The following is a 17,509-nucleotide window of genomic DNA, read 5'->3' as shown; positions in this document are numbered from 1 at the left end:
TCTATGCGAAAGGCCTTATTAAAAATAATAGACTTTTTTTATGCTCCTTTTTCGCGCTGGCTCTCCCTGCATACCTTCAGATATATTGTTTCTGGCGGCACTACGGCCGCAACGGGGATTGTGGTTTATTACATTGCCTACAACTGGATTTTACACCAGAAAGATGTACACATTGACCTGCCCCCGCTGCCGGGTTTAATTACCGCCCCTACTGCCGCACTTGCCATTGAATCGGTCATTACCTTTTTGATCGGTTTTATGCTGAATAAATACCTGATTTTCACCAAATCCAATTTAAAGGGCCGTATCCAGTTGTTCCGTTACGGCTCGGTGGTGGCGACGAATATTTTACTGAACTTCGCCATGCTTAAAATTCTGGTGGAGGCATTTGGTTTTTACCCCACCATCTCTAAAATCATCATCACCGTAATCCTTGCTGTTTTCAGTTATTTTTCGCAGAAACATTTTTCTTTTAAAGTACGAAAATAGCGCATTTATTGGTGGTCGCTTAAGTATTGAGTATATTAGTAGCGTTTTTAACGACGACTTATCATGAGTGATTTTAATGACTTTAATAACCAGCAGGTGGCCAACCTGCCGCGGCACCTCCGACAGTTTATTGTGGAGCAGCATTACGAAAAATACACACCGATAGATCAGGCCGTGTGGCGTTATGTAATGCGCCAGAATTATAGTTATTTAAAGCAGGTCGCTTTTTATCCTTATATCAAAGGCCTGCAGCGTGCAGGTTTAAGCATAGAATATATTCCCGATCTGCAAACCATGAACGATAACCTCGGGAAAATCGGCTGGGGCGCCGTTACCGTAGATGGGTTTATTCCGCCTGCAGCCTTTATGGAATACCAGGCTTACCGCGTGTTGGTGATTGCTGCAGACATCCGCCAGATCAACCACATCGAATATACACCAGCTCCCGATATTATCCATGAATCGGCGGGCCACGCGCCAATTATTGCAGATACGGATTACAACAATTACCTAAGCTACTTTGGCTCCATAGGTGCCAAAGCCATGTTCTCCTCCAAAGATTTTGAATTGTATGAGGCGATCCGTAATCTTTCTATCCTGAAAGAGGCTGTAGATGCTAATGAAGAGGAAATTGCAAGGGCTGAACGCCTGCTGCAGCAGATCTCGGAAAACATGGGCGAGCCCTCAGAAATGGCCTTACTGAGCAGGCTGCACTGGTGGACAGTAGAATATGGATTGATCGGCACGCTTGAGGATCCGAAGATCTACGGGGCCGGACTACTTTCTTCCATCGGCGAAAGTTCGACCTGCATGAAACCGGATGTGAAAAAACTATGGTACAACAAAGACACCATCAACTATAGTTACGACATTACCAAGCCGCAACCTCAGTTGTTTGTAACAGAGACCTTCCAGAACCTGATTGATGTTCTGGAGGATTTTGCAGACACCATGGCTTTCCGTAAAGGGGGGACAGAGAGTATCGTAAAAGCGATAGAATGTAAAAACCCTTCGACCGCAGTGTACAGTTCCGGACTGGAGGTAACGGGGATATTTACAGATATGGGTGTGGATGCAAACGACGAGCTTACGTTTATCAAAACAACAGGTCCGTCGGCCCTGGCTTTTGGAAATAAAGAACTGCCGGATCATGGCAAACATTACCATAAAGATGGCTTTTCATCGCCGGTAGGCAAACTACGCAGCTTAGTTACTCCTCTGGAAAACATGACTGCGCAGGAGCTTCTGAATTGCGGCATAACACTTTACAATACCGCTACCCTTGAATTTGAAAGCGGCATTACTGTTAAGGGCATCGTAAAATCCATACTGCAGAAAGCAGGAAAAACCATCCTGATCAGCTTTAGTGATTGTACAGTAAAAGAAAGCAATGGTAACGTTCTCTTCCAGCCGGAATGGGGCATGTACGACATGGCCGTTGGCGAAAAGATCGTTTCGGTGTTTAATGGGGCGGCCGATAAAGATGCCTATGAAGAACTGACACACATCAGCGACAAACAAACCCATAAAGTAGTGTACGATGATAAAACACAGCAGCTGCACAGCATTTATAAAACCGTGAGGGAGATCAGGAACAACGGAACAGGCTATGAACAATTACAGGTGTTGTTTGACACTTTAAAAACAGAATACCGTTACGACTGGCTGGCAACCATGGAGATCCTGGAAATTTTATACCATAAGCAGCTTTATCCTGAACTGGAAAAAGAGATCAGGATTTACCTGCAGCTGAAGTCGGCCAGTGAGAGTGAATATGCCAAACTGATTAACGATGGGTTACATGTTATTGAAAACCCGGTTACACAATTGATTACTGAGGAGGAAACGCATTAAATGAATATTGTATTAACAGGCGCAAGCAGCGGAATCGGATTTGAAGCCGCATTGGAATTTACACTGAACAAAGAAAATAAAGTAGTTTGTATCGCCCGTTCGGCCGACAAGCTCCGTAAATTATTGGAAATAGCTAAGGGTATTACCCCCGACTGCACCCTGCTGCCGGTGGAGTTTGACATAGTAAATGATGACTACGCTGCACTGGTTCCCTTTTTAAGGGAGAAACTAGGCAGTATTGACATCCTGATCAACAATGCTGGTTCCCTGATCAACAAACCTTTTTCAGAAACCACCACGGCCGACATGGCGGATATGTTTGAAAGCAATGTGTTGGGGCATTTCAATATGATGAAAAACCTGCTTCCACTGATGGGCAGCGACAGCCATATTGTTAACATCGGCAGTATGGGCGGTTTTCAGGGCAGCGTAAAATTCCCGGGGCTATCAGCCTATTCGGCCAGTAAGGCAGCCCTGCATGCTTTAACAGAATGTATGGCTTTTGAGCTGGTAGATACTGGTATAAAAGTAAACTGCCTTGCGCTCGGTTCGGCGCAGACAGAGATGCTGGAGCTCGCATTCCCAGGATACCAATCGCCGGTTATGGCCTTTGAAATGGGCAAGTATGTAGCCGACTTCGCACGTACCGGCCATAAGTTTTTCAACGGAAAAATCCTCCCTGTTGCGGTAACAACGCCATAATCAATAAATTATCAACATTTTTAGGGCTAAAGTATTATTTTAATATCTTTATCATCCGAAATATGAAGAAGTACCCTATTGTATTCTTTCTTATTCTTTTTGTTGCTTTTGCGGCCAGATCGCAAACCACTATGCCGGTGCAGTACCAGGAACTGGTGAAGAACCTGACCAAGCAGGGACAGGCAGTGAACAAGCCTCAGAAAGTTGAATCACCCAACCGCCTACTGGACTTCGCCAGATCTATGCTGGGCATCCGGTACCGGTCGGCATCCAGCAGTCCAAGCCGGGGCTTCGATTGTTCAGGCTTTGTGAACTATGTATTCAGCAATTTTGGGTTTAAGGTACCCCGCTCATCCAGGGATTTTGCCACAAGTGGTGAGGCCAAAAAACTGGAAGATGCCAAAATTGGCGATGTGATTGTTTTTACGGGCACCAATAGCCGCTCCAGAACACCCGGTCATGTAGGAATTATCTATTCTATTGATGGAGATGAGGTAAAATTTATCCATTCCTCTTCGGGCGGCAGAAAAGGGGTAACCATTTCCAGTCTGGATGAAGGCTTTTACAAAAAGCGTTTCCTGAAAGTGATCAGTATCTTATAGGGCTATTAAAAGTGGCACTAGAGCAGCACCACTTTTAAAGCATCATTTACATTTCCTTTGTCCAGCCATTGCTGTGCAAGCTGGTGCAATTCCCGTTCCCGGTTAGCTGCATCACCTATGGTTGCGTCCATAATTTCTTTCACCTCGGCATTGCCGGCAATGGCATCAATATCTTCTGCTGAAGGCAGCTGTTCTATATTTCCCAGCATACCCAGATCATTTCCGGTAAGCACTTTGGAATTCCTTACAGCTGCAGGCAAAGCATCGACCCCTATACCTAAGGTAGTTAAAGGTTTGGCCACCTTAAACAGGCTTTCTGGGGTAACGCGGCAATACCAATCACCACCCAGCCTGGCCACCAGATCTATTTTAGCCTGGTCTATCCTGCCCTCCGCATCCAGAATTTCTTCTTTGATGTGGATCAGCTTCACTTCGGCCAGGATCAGGTTTCCTGCACCAGGGTTCTCACCCAGATGGATGACCTCTTTAATGGTGCATTCCATCTGTACAGGCGCCTCGGCAACCCTTGGCGGCGTAACCAGCACTGAAGGCAGCATGGTAAAGCCGGCCTTCTCAAATTCATTTATCCCTTTGGCATATTCGGTACTGGCCAGACTGGTTTGCTGTACCATGGCATAGTTCACAATATTGATCACACATTCCTTCACTTCCAGCACATTTTCCAAAGTATGCTTGGTGGTATTGTCGCGCACCCGCCTGGCCGGTGAGAAAACACATAGCGGCGGATTGGTGCTGAACATATTAAAGAAACTGAAAGGGCTCAGGTTCACATTGCCCTTCGCATCTATGGTCGTTGCAAAACAGATGGGCCTTGGTGCAATGGCATACTGCATGTAGTTTTGCAATTGCGCGGGACTAAGGTCTGAAGTTTTAATGGTCAGCATTTCCTATTTTTTCTTGAGTGCAAGAATAGAGAAATCAGTATCCACCCTTTTTATCGTGTTCACAAGACGACCAAGGCCGGTAATTTCCATTTCTACCTCATCGCCATCCTGCAGCCATTGCGGTTTAAAGTTGGGGTCGTTTAAAAGACCTGTTCCGTTTAGCTCAAGAAAACAGCCGGTGCCTACTGTACCGGAACCAATCACATCCCCTGGCAGGATATCTACTCCATAGGCACAACGCTCAATGATCTCAGCAAAAGTCCAGTCCATATCGGCAACACTACCTTCAGATACCTGGATACCGTTTACGGTGCAGGTCATTTTCAAGTCGTACGCATTTCCGGTATGTCCGGGTTTAGGGGCAGTTTTATATTGATCCAGTTCATCCGGTGTAACCAGCCATGGACCTATTACCGTAGAAAAATCCTTTCCTTTTGCAGGGCCCAGGTTCAGCAACATCTCTTCCATCTGTAAAGTCCGGGCGCTCATGTCGTTCATCACCATAAAACCAGCGATGTAGTCATCCGCCTCGGCAGCAGTAATGTTACGGCCTTTTTTACCGATTACCACCGCCACTTCCAATTCAAAATCCAGTTTCTGGAAATGATCGGGCATGCATTCAATTTCGCCAGGCCCCTGAATGGCATTGTGGTTGGTAAAATAGAAAATCGGATACTGGTCGAACTCAGCAATCATCTCTACCTTACGGTTTCTGCGGGCCGCAGCAACGTGCTGGCGGAAAGCATATCCGTCGCGGCAGGAACTTGGATGCGGCACCGGGGCCAGCAATTCAAAAAATACTTCTTCTTTAGGAGTGATCTCTCCCGCTTTTATTTGCGCATCGATTTTCTTTGCACGTTCCATCAGCACGTCACCACCTTGTAAAAAGGCGTTCATCTCATCCGGCAATTGTTTATCGCAGGAATTTAAATTATAAATATGTCCGTTTACAAAAACACCCAGGTGTTCTCTGTCTTCTGTTTTATAGGATACCAGCTTCATTACCTTTACGAATTTTAAGTTTTGCCAAAGCTATATAAAATTAAACAAACAGCTGTAACAAACGGGCATTTAAAGCACAACAGAAGCAATAAGGAAACCTGTGGCAATGGTAACAATAACGGTGGTAAGGCCAGGCGGTGTAAAGGAATGGTTGACCAGGAAACGGCCAATCCTGGTGGTACCGGTCCTGTCGAAACCCATTGCAGCTACGAGTGTAGGATAACTTGGGATCACAAAATCCCCGTTCACGGCCGGGAACATCGCAATTAATGCCGGGGCTGGAATACCCAGTGAAATACCCAGCGGCATCAGTGCCCTTACGGTTGCAGCCTGGCTAAACAACAGGATAGACATCACAAACAGCGCAATGGCAAATGTCCATGGATGGTCGGTCACAAAAGCACTCAGGTGTGTTTCAAAGAAAGGCATATGTGCCTGCAGGTAGGTATCGCTCATCCAGGCCACTCCGAATATACACACTACAGCTTCCCCACCGGAGCGGAAAATGGTAGATTGTGATACTTTTGAAGCCGGAATCCTGGAAACCAGAACAATAGCTGCAGCTGCGGCCAGCATCAGGAGTTCAATCATCTCGACCATGCGAAGCGGTTGCATCTTGCCATCGGTTAAAAAGGAAGGCCTGAGGGATGGGATTGCCGCAAACAGCACCACACTCAATACAGCCAGCAGAAAGACGTATACCGATCTTTTGGCGGCTTTACTGAATGTCTTTTCTTCATGATTTGCTGTATTTTCGCCATCCAGCAGCTTTACAAATTCAGGATCTTTTAACCTTTCCAGGAATTCGGGGTCGCGCATCAGGTCTTTCCCCTGCCTGCTCGCCACCATAGCACCGGCCAGCACACCAATAATGGTTGCCGGAATGGCTACAATCAGAATATCTGTAAGCTCAAAGCCCTTTGGGGCAAGCAATGAGGTTAAGGCCACTGTTGCCGCAGAAATCGGGCTGGCCGTAATGGCCATATGTGCAGCAATAACCGAAATACTTAGCGGGCGCTCGGGCCGCACGCGTTTTTTGGTAGCTACCTCGGCAATGATGGGCAGCAAAGAATAAATGATGTGTGCCGTACCGGCAACGAGCGTAAAGGTGTAGGTCACAAAAGGCCCCAGCCAGGTGATGTGGTTAGGGTTTTTACGCAGTATCTTTTCGGCAATGCTCACCATATAGTCCATACCACCTGCTGCCTGCAGTGAAGCGGCAGCCGTAACTACGGAAAGGATAATGAGCATAACGTCTATAGGCGGTGTGGTGGGCTTAAGGCCAAAGCCAAGGGCAAATATCAGAAGGCCAACAGCCCCCATTACGCCCAGTCCAATTCCCTTCATCCGGGCACCAAGCAATATAAGCAGGATTAAAATTACCAGCTGGATCCAAATCATTGTCGTAGTATTAATTTATTTTGTTGGTTAGTTTGTTTTTCGGCTGCCCGGTAAGACAGCTGCTGGTTGTGCAAACCATGAAGCAAATTATTAAATAATTTTAAAAAGACTCTACAAACAGAAAAATAAATATCTGCCTGAATATTTTGGTGGTTATTAGATTTAATACTTAATTTAGCAGGCGTAAACGAAAATGATCAACAGCTGTTTCACATATCAGAACCAAGTAGCCACGCAAGCCCTGGCCGCGTTCAGGTATGCCATGCTTTCCAAGATCATTTTTGCCCAGTATTCCGCATAACCTTTTCCCTTTTTGTGCTTTAAATAAAACGTTTTCTGCGTTTTATCGTTATTATCTTATTATTCTAACCAATTTAAAATGACCTGCTGTTATGCCTATTTATCATACCTTAGGAACCATCCCTGCTAAACGCCATACGGTTTTCAGAAAACCAGACGGAAAGCTCTATGCAGAAGAACTGGTTTCTACTGAAGGGTTTTCAAGTCTGTACTCTCTTGTTTACCACTGCCATCCCCCTACCATCGTAAAAGCCCTGGGTGAGCCTTACTCGGTAGCGCCTAAGATTGCACGTGAAAAACATTTGAGACATACCAGTCTGATTGGCTTTAACATTCAACCCGAGGACGATTACCTGAAAAGCCGGAAAGCTGTCCTGGTGAACAACGACCTGCACATTTCGCTGGCTGCACCAAGGAAATCCATGACAGATTACTTTTATAAGAACAGCCAGGCTGATGAGGTGATCTTTATTCACGAAGGTAAAGGAACATTAAAGACCGGCTTTGGAAAGATCCGTTTTGAATATGGGGATTACCTGGTGATCCCAAGGGGAACCATATACCAGATGGAATTTGAGGATGAGAAGAACCGCCTGTTCATAGTGGAAAGCTTTAGTCCGATCAGGACGCCCAAACGCTACAGAAATGCATTCGGGCAGCTGGAAGAGCATTCCCCATTCTGCGAACGCGACATCAAACGCCCGCAGGACCTGGAAACCATTGATGAAATCGGTGATTTTAAAGTGCTGATCAAAAAACAGGGCATCATGTACCCTTATGTATATGGGACGCATCCTTTCGACTTTGTGGGCTGGGACGGTTTTCATTACCCTTGGGCATTTTCTATACATGACTTTGAGCCGATTACAGGCAGGCTGCACCAGCCGCCACCGGTACACCAGACCTTTGAAGGACATAATTTTGTGATCTGCTCTTTTGTTCCGCGTAAATACGATTACCACCCACTTTCTATACCTGCGCCATACAACCACAGCAATGTAGACAGCGATGAGGTATTGTACTACGTAGACGGCGACTTTATGAGCAGGAAAAGCGTGGTAAAAGGACAGATTACCCTGCATCCGGGAGGTATCCCGCATGGGCCGCATCCAGGTACGGTAGAAAAGTCTATTGGTAAGGAAAGTACAGAGGAACTGGCCGTAATGATAGATCCTTTCCGGCCGCTGATGCTCACAGAAGATGCTGTAGCCATTGAAGATGAAGGGTATCATAAGAGCTGGCAGGAAAATGTAGAGTAAAAAATACAGCTGCTCTTCGCTTCCTCAAACTTTTTGCTGAAGGGCAAAAATTTTGCATGTCAGCGCTGAGCACTGAATTTTTGGTAGAAAAAGGAGTAATGGCACAGGTTGTTTTCAGCAGAACAGGAGTGGATAGCGCTTTTTAGTATGCAGAAAAACAAGATTAGAAGGGCAGGATGAAGAGAGCGGATTATTAGAGAACTGAATTATTATCATAAATAAAAAACTAAAATGTCAACACAAACATTTGCAGAAAAGATTGCCAAAGCGCAGGATTTTCTTCCGATAAATGGAACAGATTATATAGAATTTTATGTAGGCAATGCCAAACAGGCGGCGCATTATTACAAAACAGCTTTCGGCTTCCAGTCCCTGGCCTATGCCGGCCCGGAAACAGGGGTTCGTGATCGTGCTTCTTATGTATTGCAGCAGGGAAAGATCAGGCTGGTACTGACCACCGCCCTGAAATCTGACAGTCCTATTGCGCAACATGTTAAGCAGCATGGTGATGGGGTTAAGATCCTGGCCTTATGGGTAGATGACGCCTACAGTGCCTTTGAGGAAACCACAAAAAGAGGGGGCAAGCCTTACCTGGAACCAGTAACCCTGAGCGATGAGCACGGAGAACTGCGCATGTCGGGTATTTACACCTATGGCGAGACCGTACATATGTTTATAGAACGCAAAAACTATAAGGGCAGTTTTATGCCGGGTTATGTAGACTGGAAAAGTGATTATACGCCGACAGAGACCGGCTTACAATACATAGATCACTGTGTGGGTAATGTGGGCTGGAACAGGATGAACGAAACCGTGAAATGGTATGAGGAGGTGATGGGTTTTGTCAACATCCTTTCATTTGATGACAAACAGATCAATACCGAATACTCTGCTTTAATGAGTAAGGTAATGAGCAACGGGAACGGCTATTCCAAGTTCCCGATCAATGAACCTGCTGAAGGAAAAAAGAAATCACAGATTGAAGAATACCTGGAATTTTACGAAGGCGAAGGGGTGCAACACATTGCTGTAGCAACAAAAGACATTTTGACTACAGTAAGGGAATTAAAAGCTCGAGGGGTTGAGTTTTTAAGTGCACCCCCTGAAGCCTATTACAATATGATGCCAGACCGCGTTGGTGCAATTGACGAAGAGATTGCACAACTGAAGGAACTTGGCATATTGGTTGATTGTGATGAAGAAGGTTACCTGCTGCAGATTTTTACCAAACCTGTAGAAGACCGGCCTACTTTATTTTTTGAGATCATACAGCGCAAAGGCGCCCAATCATTTGGTGCCGGTAACTTCAAAGCCTTATTTGAGTCTTTAGAGCGCGAACAAGAGTTAAGGGGAAATTTATAAAAGCCCCTTATTCATTTAAAAACGGGGAGGGCATTCATGGTATGAATGTCCTCTTTTTTTGTTACTTTCGGGCATTACCTGGGGCATGGAAATTAACATCATCAAGCACACACGACTCTTTTTTATCCGTTTTGGGGCAGCATTCAAGCTATTCCAGAAAAACGACCCCTTACGCCTTGCCGGGGCAACGGCCTTTTTTACAAATTTCGCCCTTCCTCCTATTTTACTGATACTGATCCGTTTGTTCGGTTTTTTTATGGACAGAAAAATGCTGGCTTCCAGGCTGTTTGAGCGCCTTGAAAATATCCTCGACAGTGAAAGCACCCACCAGATCAGGCATACCCTGAGAAATATAAGGGGGGCTGAACACCAATGGTACGTGACCTTGATCAGTTTTGTATTTTTCCTGTTTGTAGCCACCACATTGTTCAATGTCATTAAAAACTCTATGGATCAGATCTGGTCGATTGGAAAAAAAGACAAGGCCGGCTTTATGTTTACCATGAAACTTCGCCTGCGCTCAATGATTATTATTTTGTTGGCCGGCATATTGTTCCTGTTTGGCTTTGTAACAGACAGCATTCAGGCATTCATAGGCGTTTACATCAACAATGCTTCCCCTACTTTTGGCAAAGTATTTTTATCGCTACTGAACCAGTTGCTGTTCGTAGCCATCGTCATGATTTGGTTTACCGTATTGTTCCGTTTTCTGACCAATGGGCGGCCCACCTGGAAAGCTGCAATAAATGGTGGTATACTGACCGCGATTTTGTTCACTTTGGGCAAATATATCCTGCGCATACTCCTACCGCTCAGTGGAATAGGTAATGCGTTCGGTGCATCCGGCTCCATTGTGCTGATTATGCTGTTTGTCTTTTATTCCTCCTTTATATTTTACTTTGGGGCCTGCTACGTGAAAGTACTGAGCGACTACAAAGAAACACCTATACGCCCCATTAAGGGTGCATTCAATTACGAGATAAAAGAAGTAGTAAAACCAGGCTAAAGATCACCTTACTGCAGCCACCTGTTCAAAACCCTGCATTTCAAATACAGCCAGTTTGTTGAGCAGGTTATAGTGTAAGGTGCCAAAAAAGTTAATGATTCCGTCTTTGTTCTTTCCTTCAATACAAATACTCTCCTTCATTACTTCCTGTCGCGATGATTCCTGCTGGGACAGGATCATATCTTCGTCCTGGATCCTTACGTCTGAGGCATCAATTGAGAACTGTTTAAGGAGCTCCAAAAAGCTCTTTCCGTTTAAAAGCAACTCTTTAATATTCATAGCCGTATTTGAATTAAGTTAGGGAAGAATATCAGATCAATTATAAAGCCAAAAAGAAAGGGTAAACCATTAAGATTTACCCTTTTACACAAAATGTGGAAAACTTTTACTTGTTAGAATATCCTTAAGCCCAGACCAAAAGTAAACAAACTCAATTTGGTATCATTATAGCCATTCTTTCCTATTTTAGAAAGGCCTGTTTCGTACCTTAAATCGAGGCCCAGTTTACCGATATCCAAACCTGCACCAAACTGCCATGCAAAATTCTGTCCTTTAAAGTTGCCCTTGAAAGCATTACTTGCAGCATCACCGAAAGACTGTTCATCATCCAGTACAAATGATACCACAGGACCGGTATTTAAACGGATCCCTACACCTGCTGCACCAATCTTCGTACCTACAAGAATAGGAACGTCCAGGCTGGTAAACTTCACTTTATTTTCTTCCCCTGCAGTGGTCTTAAGCGTAGTGTTTTTACCACTCAGGTACAACTCTGGCTGAAGGTGAATGCCTGCAGCACCAATACGTGTCCACAAACCGGCATAATAGCCAGCGCGGTTATCGCTGCTAAAAGTATTATCAGTGCTTAATTTGGATAGGTTTGCCCCTGCCTTTACGCCCAATTGGAAACTAGGCAGGACCTGGCTGAATGCTGCGAGATTAAAAGCAACGAACAATGCTGATAGGATGATTTTTTTCATATGATTACTAATTATCATTAAATTATACGTAAAACTAAGAATATTTTCAATTGAAAACTAAATTACGTAGTTTTATCTTTACACCTTTTATAATGCTTCATACACTTTAAAGAAGTTAATTATCATCACCTATTTGAATGGATTTTACTTTTAATTCCTACGCCATTACCTTGATTATTTGCGGAACGATCACCCTTTTGTTCTCTTATAATCTATTCAGGAGAAAAGGTGAAGCGGTGCGGTTATTCGGCTTTATGATGCTGTCGAATGCGATCTGGTCCCTGGGATACGGATTTGAGCTTGCAGCAAACACCCTGGGCCTGATGAAATTTTTCATCAATATTGAATACCTTGGCATTACCACACTCCCCTTAGCGTGGTTTTTATTTTGTTTACAGCTGGCAGGAAAAGATTGCTGGTACAAGAAATCGTTTAACCTTATTGTTTTATTATCTTTTTCGTTACTGACCCTGGCATTGGTATGGACAAATGATTACCATCATTTGCATTATAAAGATCTGGGTATAGACAACTCAGGCACCTTTCCTATACTGGAAATAAGTCCCGGCATATGGTACAGGGTTTTTACAGTATACTTTTATGTACTGCTTGGACTGGGCAGCTACCTGATCCTGGTGAAATTCCGTAAAGCGGCGCCAATTTACCGAAGGCAAAACTATACAATATTTTTTGCTGCCTTAATCCCATGGATGGTTAACCTGGCTTATTTGCTGGGCTTTCGTCCGCTCAAAAACCTGGACCTTACTCCATTTGCTTTTATTGTAGCTATTTTCTTGATTGCCATTGCCATTTACCGGTTTAAGCTATTCGATATTTTACCTGTGGCAAGGGAGAAGGTACTCGACCTGATCCAGGATGGCTACCTGGTACTTGATGGGATGAACAGGGTTATTGATTACAATCCTGCTTTTAAAAAATATATTCCTGCAGAACAGCAGGATAAAATAATAGGCAGCCCTATTGAGGAACTGTTTCCCGGACAAACGCAGCTATTGCAATTCTTGAAGACACAGAGTTCAGGCAAGATAGAACTGAATGTGACCACCTCGAAAGGGAGTTTTGATCTGGAAGCCGATGTAATGTACCTGAACGAAAACCGATTGAACAACGAAGCCACAGTACTCAAACTACAGGATCTGACCGCTGTCAGGTCTGAAGCGTTGAGGTCTAAAATGCAGGCAGATGAACTTAAAAAATTAAACCATCTTAAAGACCGGATATTTTCTATTATTGCGCATGACCTGAGAGGACCATTGGTAAATTTATCGGAGGTACTGAAGATGATCAATACCGACATGATTACCCTGGAGGAGTTTAAAAGCCTTTCACCAAAACTAAGCAGTGACATTTTGTATACTACAGATCTTCTGGAGAACATTCTGCACTGGTCCAGAAGTCAGCTGAAAGGCTATGGCATCAATAAAACTTATTTTGAGCTGAGGGGGATGATCATGAATGAGGTCAATTACCATATGCCTTCGGCAGCGATCAAAAAGATCAATATTATTCACGACGTGTTCCCGGGTATCATTGTATATGCCGATATGATCATGATACAGATTGTGGTCCGAAATATCCTGAACAACGCCATTAAATTTTGCCGTGAAGAATGTGAGATAGACATCAGTGCGGTTTATACCAACAGCCGCATTATGGTTTGTATTGAAGACAATGGCATGGGCATGTCACCCGCCGCCCTGGAAATGATATTCAGTGGCTCGGGCAGTTCAACACGAGGAACCATGAATGAAAAGGGCACCGGATTGGGCCTGATGATCTGCAAGGATTTTATGGAGCGCAACAACGGAAAGATTGTTGTTGAAAGTGAACCCGGCAGAGGCACCCGCTTTTATCTGTACCTCCCGGTAGATAAAGATAAATAAACAAGGCCCTTTTAAAAGGGCCTTGTTTATTTTACTGTCCGGTTGCATTATTGATTGCCTGTTGTTCTTTCAGGGCATCAACATTGTTCTTATCTCCGAAATTCTGGGTTTTATCTGCAAAATAGCCCAATATCGCCCCTATGGTGTCCAGGTTATCGGCCACACGCTGGTGCATATCAGAAAGGTCCTTATCCAGCCGCTTGTCGCCCAGTTCTATATTGTCAACTTCAATCTTCCCGATCTTCTGAATAATCGCCTGTTGTGAGTGCTGCAAGTCATTCAGCTCTCGCACAATCTTTTCCATTAATTCAAATTTTTTCAACGTATCCATATGCTCAATGTTAAAATTAACGTTCTGCTTATTGTACTAAATCAACCAATTACCTTGCCAATATGTTTTTAATCTTTTCCGTTTAAGCCCAATAACGACCATTATCCCTTAAAAATATAGGCCGGATTTGTATTATTGACAAATAACTAATACTTTAGTTTGAACATATAGACATACATTCATGAAACATTTTCTTCTGCTTACTGCTTTCTTGTTTAGTTTTCACTTTTCCAAAGCGCAAACCACAGGTCCTGACAATGAAAAATTGATCAATTATTATCAGTCGCAGCAATATGGAGAAGCCGCAGCCTATCTGAAAGGCCTATATAAAGAAGATACGGAAGATACGAAAGAACTCTCACAACTTGCCTATGTAAACTTAATGGCAGGCCGGTTAACTGAAGCTGAAAACCATTATTTAAAGCTTTACAGCAAATTACCGAACAGCGTTCCCGTTTTGTTCAACCTGGCAAACATTAGCATAAGACGTGGAAATGATGAAAAGGCCAAAGGCTATTATAAAGAAATCCTGAAGGCCGACAGTACCAGTTTTAATGCTTACAAACAACTTGCGGCCTTGAGCAGTGAAGGGAATCCGGAAGAGAAAATGGCTTACCTGATCAGTGCCAACAAGCTGAACCAGACAGAGAGCGATGTTGCCTTTGATTTATGCGAAATCTATTTTAAAATGAAACGCTTTACGGATGCAAAAAAGGTTCTGGACCCGGCTTTAAAGGCAGATAGCCTGAACCTCCGTCTGCTCAAAATGAAGATGCCTATTGCTATGTCTACGCTGAATTACAAAGCCTCCATCCAAACCGGACAGCAGCTTTTAAGTTATGGGGATAGCTCTTCTTTCGTATTAAACAACCTGGCGAAATCTTACTACCTGATGCTCGATTATCCGAATGCGCTTAAATATTTCCTTATCGCTGAAGAAAAATCAGATGGCAATGAAACCCTTTTCTACAATATCGGGTTAAGCTACCGGGGAATTAAAGATTACAAAAATGCAATTCCATACCTGCAAAAAGCCATTAAAGAGGGCATATCACCCGCGATAGCAACTTATTATGGTTTACTTGGCGACTCCTTTGAAATGACCAGTAAAAACGATGCAGCCAATGCTGCTTATAAAAAAGGGCTTCAGTTTGAAAACAATGGAACCTTGTTGTATAATATTGCATTGTTATACGAAACCAGGTTAAATGATAAAAAGAACGCGATAAATTATTATGAACAATACCTGAAAACCATTGATCCGGTAAAACTGCCCAGGCAGGTTATTTTCATTAAAAACAAAATAGCCGAACTGAAGAAATTTTAACGGCCAACCATCCGGGCAACATATTTACCAATAATATCAAATTCGATATTCACGGTATCACCAACATTGACTTCATGAAGATTGGTATGTTCAAAAGTATAAGGGATGATAAATACAGAGAACTCATCCTCTGCAGAACCTACAACGGTTAAACTAATGCCATTTACACACACGGAGCCTTTTTCTACTGTCACATTGCGACCTGCACGGTCATATTTAAAACGATACTCCCAGCTACCATCCAGTTCTGCCCTTTTGATGCATACAGCGGTCTGGTCTACATGTCCCTGTACAATATGACCGTCAAGCCTGCCGTTCATCTGCATGCAGCGTTCAAGGTTGATCTTGCTGCCCGTTTTCAGATACTGCATGTTCGACTTTTCCAGTGTTTCCTGTATTGCAGTAACGGTATGGGTATCTTCTGTCAGCGCCACTACGGTCAGACAAACCCCATTATGGGCCACACTCTGATCTATCTTCAGCTGGCTGCTGATGGCAGATTGTATGGTAAAATGCAGATTGGTACCCTCTGCCACTATATTTTTTACCTCTCCAAGCGTTTCTATTATTCCTGTAAACATTTCAATCTTTCTATTTAACTAACCTGTTCCTTCTCCAGTTGTTTTTGCTGACCTCTTTTTCCTGCTGCAAATTGCGGGCAACGCTGTTTTGCTTTTTGTAAAACACAGCCCCCATCAATGCTGCCAGCAGGGCTTCATCATCCTGTTGCGTTTTTAGTTTCCCCGCCGAAAAATATTTGGCTACAAAATGCGTATCAAAATTACCAGAGCGGAAAGCTTCGTGTTCCATCACAAATTTACCAAAACCCAGGGTAGTTTGTATGCCGGTGATCTGGTATTCATCTATGGCCCTGATCATCCGTTCAATCGCTTCCTCTCTGTCTTTACCATAGGTGATCAGCTTTGCAATCATGGGATCGTAATAGATGGGAATCTCCATGCCCTGTTCAAAACCGTCGTCTACCCTCACCCCGTTTCCTTTCGGGGTTTTGTAGGTTTGCAATACCCCTATATCGGGCAGGAAATTATTTGCAGGGTCTTCCGCATATACCCGCAATTCCATGGCATGTCCACTGATCCGGAGCTCGTCCTGAGTATAAGCCAGTTTTTCTCCACGGGCAATCCTGATCTGTTCTTTTACCAGGTCCAGACCAGTGATCATTTCAGTAACGGGATGTTCTACCTGTAAACGGGTGTTCATTTCCAGGAAAAAGAATTCCAGGTTTTCATCCAGGATAAACTCTACCGTACCTGCACCCACATAGTTTACAGAACGGGCCACGTCAACTGCACATTTACCCATCTTCGCCCTTATTTCGGGAGTCAGGACACTTGATGGTGCCTCTTCAATCACTTTCTGGTGCCGGCGCTGGATGGAGCATTCCCTTTCAAAAAGATGTACAATATTGCCATGGGTATCGCCCAGCACCTGGATTTCGATATGCCTTGGGGAAGAAACATAACGTTCAATAAAAACAGATCCATCACCAAATGCCGAAGTGGCCTCACTTACTGCAAGTTGCATCTGCTCTTCAAAATCGGCAGGTTGTTCTACCACACGCATGCCTTTACCTCCGCCACCGGCGGCCGCCTTTATCAGGATAGGAAAGCCTACTTCCAGCGCCCTTCTTTTTGCTTCCTCTACATCAGTGATGGCTTCTTCCGTGCCCGGAACCATAGGGATCTGGTATTTTAAAGCAGCAGCCTTTGCCGACAATTTATTGCCCATAATCTCCATAGCCTCAGGAGTTGGTCCAATCAGTATCAGGCCCGATTCCTTTACCAGCCTGGCAAATGCAGCATTTTCGGATAGGAAGCCATAGCCAGGATGGATGGCCTCTGCACCAGTGATTTTACAGGCTTCTATGATTTTTTCGCCAATCAGGTAAGATTGATTTGAGGGTGCCGGCCCAATACAAACGGCCTCATCTGCATACAATACATGGAGTGAGGCCCTGTCGGCCTCAGAATATACCGCTACCGTTTTTATTCCCATTTCCTTTGCAGAACGCATGATACGCAATGCAATTTCTCCCCTGTTGGCGATAAGAATTTTCTTCATTAA

Annotated in this window: 17 protein-coding genes; 9 read left to right on the top strand and 8 right to left on the bottom strand. The window is 44.1% G+C overall.

What is annotated here, in order from left to right:
• The first annotated feature begins 3 nt into the window (after positions 1–3).
• From ABIE26_RS16800 to ABIE26_RS16785, 4 genes are all read left to right on the top strand, one after another.
• Positions 4–489, top strand: a complete 486-nt coding sequence (locus tag ABIE26_RS16800) for a GtrA family protein (RefSeq protein ID WP_310143908.1) — start codon at positions 4–6, stop codon at positions 487–489.
• Between the two features lie 63 nt (positions 490–552).
• Positions 553–2,343 (top strand): aromatic amino acid hydroxylase, encoded by a 1,791-nt coding sequence (locus ABIE26_RS16795; protein ID WP_310143905.1) that lies wholly within the window; start codon positions 553–555, stop codon positions 2,341–2,343.
• Positions 2,344–3,045 carry an SDR family oxidoreductase gene (locus ABIE26_RS16790; protein WP_310143902.1) on the top strand — a complete coding sequence of 234 codons (702 nt, stop codon included), beginning with the start codon at positions 2,344–2,346 and terminating at the stop codon, positions 3,043–3,045.
• Between the two features lie 62 nt (positions 3,046–3,107).
• The gene (locus ABIE26_RS16785) at positions 3,108–3,647 is read left to right on the top strand and encodes a C40 family peptidase (RefSeq protein WP_310143899.1); all 540 of its coding nucleotides are present in this window, start codon (positions 3,108–3,110) and stop codon (positions 3,645–3,647) included.
• Between the two features lie 17 nt (positions 3,648–3,664).
• Here ABIE26_RS16785 and ABIE26_RS16780 read toward each other — a convergent pair whose 3' ends face one another.
• From ABIE26_RS16780 to ABIE26_RS16770, 3 genes are all read right to left on the bottom strand, one after another.
• A complete protein-coding gene (locus tag ABIE26_RS16780; RefSeq protein WP_310143896.1) occupies positions 3,665–4,552 on the bottom strand; it encodes a flavin reductase family protein in 888 nt (295 codons plus the stop codon).
• Positions 4,553–4,555: 3 nt separating this feature from the next.
• A complete protein-coding gene (locus ABIE26_RS16775; protein WP_310143893.1) occupies positions 4,556–5,554 on the bottom strand; it encodes a fumarylacetoacetate hydrolase family protein in 999 nt (332 codons plus the stop codon).
• 69 nt (positions 5,555–5,623) lie between these two features.
• Entirely contained in the window at positions 5,624–6,955 is a 1,332-nt protein-coding gene (locus ABIE26_RS16770) for an anaerobic C4-dicarboxylate transporter (protein WP_310143890.1), read from the bottom strand.
• Between the two features lie 392 nt (positions 6,956–7,347).
• Here ABIE26_RS16770 and ABIE26_RS16765 point away from each other — a divergent pair, with 392 nt between their 5' ends.
• From ABIE26_RS16765 to ABIE26_RS16755, 3 genes are all read left to right on the top strand, one after another.
• Complete coding sequence (locus ABIE26_RS16765) at positions 7,348–8,514, top strand: homogentisate 1,2-dioxygenase (RefSeq protein WP_310143887.1); 1,167 nt, start codon at positions 7,348–7,350, stop codon at positions 8,512–8,514.
• Positions 8,515–8,745: 231 nt separating this feature from the next.
• Entirely contained in the window at positions 8,746–9,876 is a 1,131-nt protein-coding gene (gene hppD / locus ABIE26_RS16760) for a 4-hydroxyphenylpyruvate dioxygenase (RefSeq protein ID WP_310143884.1), read from the top strand.
• Between the two features lie 85 nt (positions 9,877–9,961).
• Complete coding sequence (locus ABIE26_RS16755; RefSeq protein ID WP_310143882.1) at positions 9,962–10,882, top strand: YihY/virulence factor BrkB family protein; 921 nt, start codon at positions 9,962–9,964, stop codon at positions 10,880–10,882.
• 3 nt (positions 10,883–10,885) lie between these two features.
• On the opposite strand, the gene ABIE26_RS16750 is transcribed toward ABIE26_RS16755, so the two are convergent.
• Positions 10,886–11,161: a hypothetical protein gene (locus tag ABIE26_RS16750; protein WP_310143880.1), complete on the bottom strand. Its 276-nt coding sequence runs from the start codon at positions 11,159–11,161 to the stop codon at positions 10,886–10,888.
• A gap of 113 nt (positions 11,162–11,274) precedes the next feature.
• Positions 11,275–11,862, bottom strand: a complete 588-nt coding sequence (locus ABIE26_RS16745) for a porin family protein (protein ID WP_310143877.1) — start codon at positions 11,860–11,862, stop codon at positions 11,275–11,277.
• A 137-nt stretch (positions 11,863–11,999) separates the two neighbouring features.
• Here ABIE26_RS16745 and ABIE26_RS16740 point away from each other — a divergent pair, with 137 nt between their 5' ends.
• The gene (locus tag ABIE26_RS16740; RefSeq protein ID WP_310143875.1) at positions 12,000–13,766 is read left to right on the top strand and encodes a sensor histidine kinase; all 1,767 of its coding nucleotides are present in this window, start codon (positions 12,000–12,002) and stop codon (positions 13,764–13,766) included.
• A 31-nt stretch (positions 13,767–13,797) separates the two neighbouring features.
• Here ABIE26_RS16740 and ABIE26_RS16735 read toward each other — a convergent pair whose 3' ends face one another.
• Complete coding sequence (locus ABIE26_RS16735; RefSeq protein WP_310143873.1) at positions 13,798–14,097, bottom strand: hypothetical protein; 300 nt, start codon at positions 14,095–14,097, stop codon at positions 13,798–13,800.
• A 181-nt stretch (positions 14,098–14,278) separates the two neighbouring features.
• Between ABIE26_RS16735 and ABIE26_RS16730 the strand changes: the two genes are divergently transcribed.
• On the top strand, positions 14,279–15,424 hold the full coding sequence (locus ABIE26_RS16730; protein WP_310143869.1) for a tetratricopeptide repeat protein: 1,146 nt from the start codon (positions 14,279–14,281) through the stop codon (positions 15,422–15,424).
• On the opposite strand, the gene ABIE26_RS16725 is transcribed toward ABIE26_RS16730, so the two are convergent.
• Together ABIE26_RS16725 and accC are read right to left on the bottom strand one after the other, a co-directional pair.
• Positions 15,421–16,005, bottom strand: coding sequence for a riboflavin synthase (locus tag ABIE26_RS16725; protein ID WP_310143867.1), 585 nt, complete (start codon positions 16,003–16,005; stop codon positions 15,421–15,423). The two genes, ABIE26_RS16730 and ABIE26_RS16725, sit on opposite strands and share 4 nt — an antisense overlap.
• Positions 16,006–16,015: 10 nt before the next feature.
• Complete coding sequence (gene accC / locus ABIE26_RS16720; RefSeq protein WP_310143865.1) at positions 16,016–17,506, bottom strand: acetyl-CoA carboxylase biotin carboxylase subunit; 1,491 nt, start codon at positions 17,504–17,506, stop codon at positions 16,016–16,018.
• Positions 17,507–17,509: the final 3 nt, after the last annotated feature.

This window comes from Pedobacter africanus (genome assembly GCF_040548825.1).
Classification (GTDB): Bacteria; Bacteroidota; Bacteroidia; order Sphingobacteriales; family Sphingobacteriaceae; genus Pedobacter; species Pedobacter africanus_A.
The sequence above is the reverse complement of the archived record's forward strand: the minus strand, read 5'-3'. Positions and strand labels throughout refer to the sequence as shown.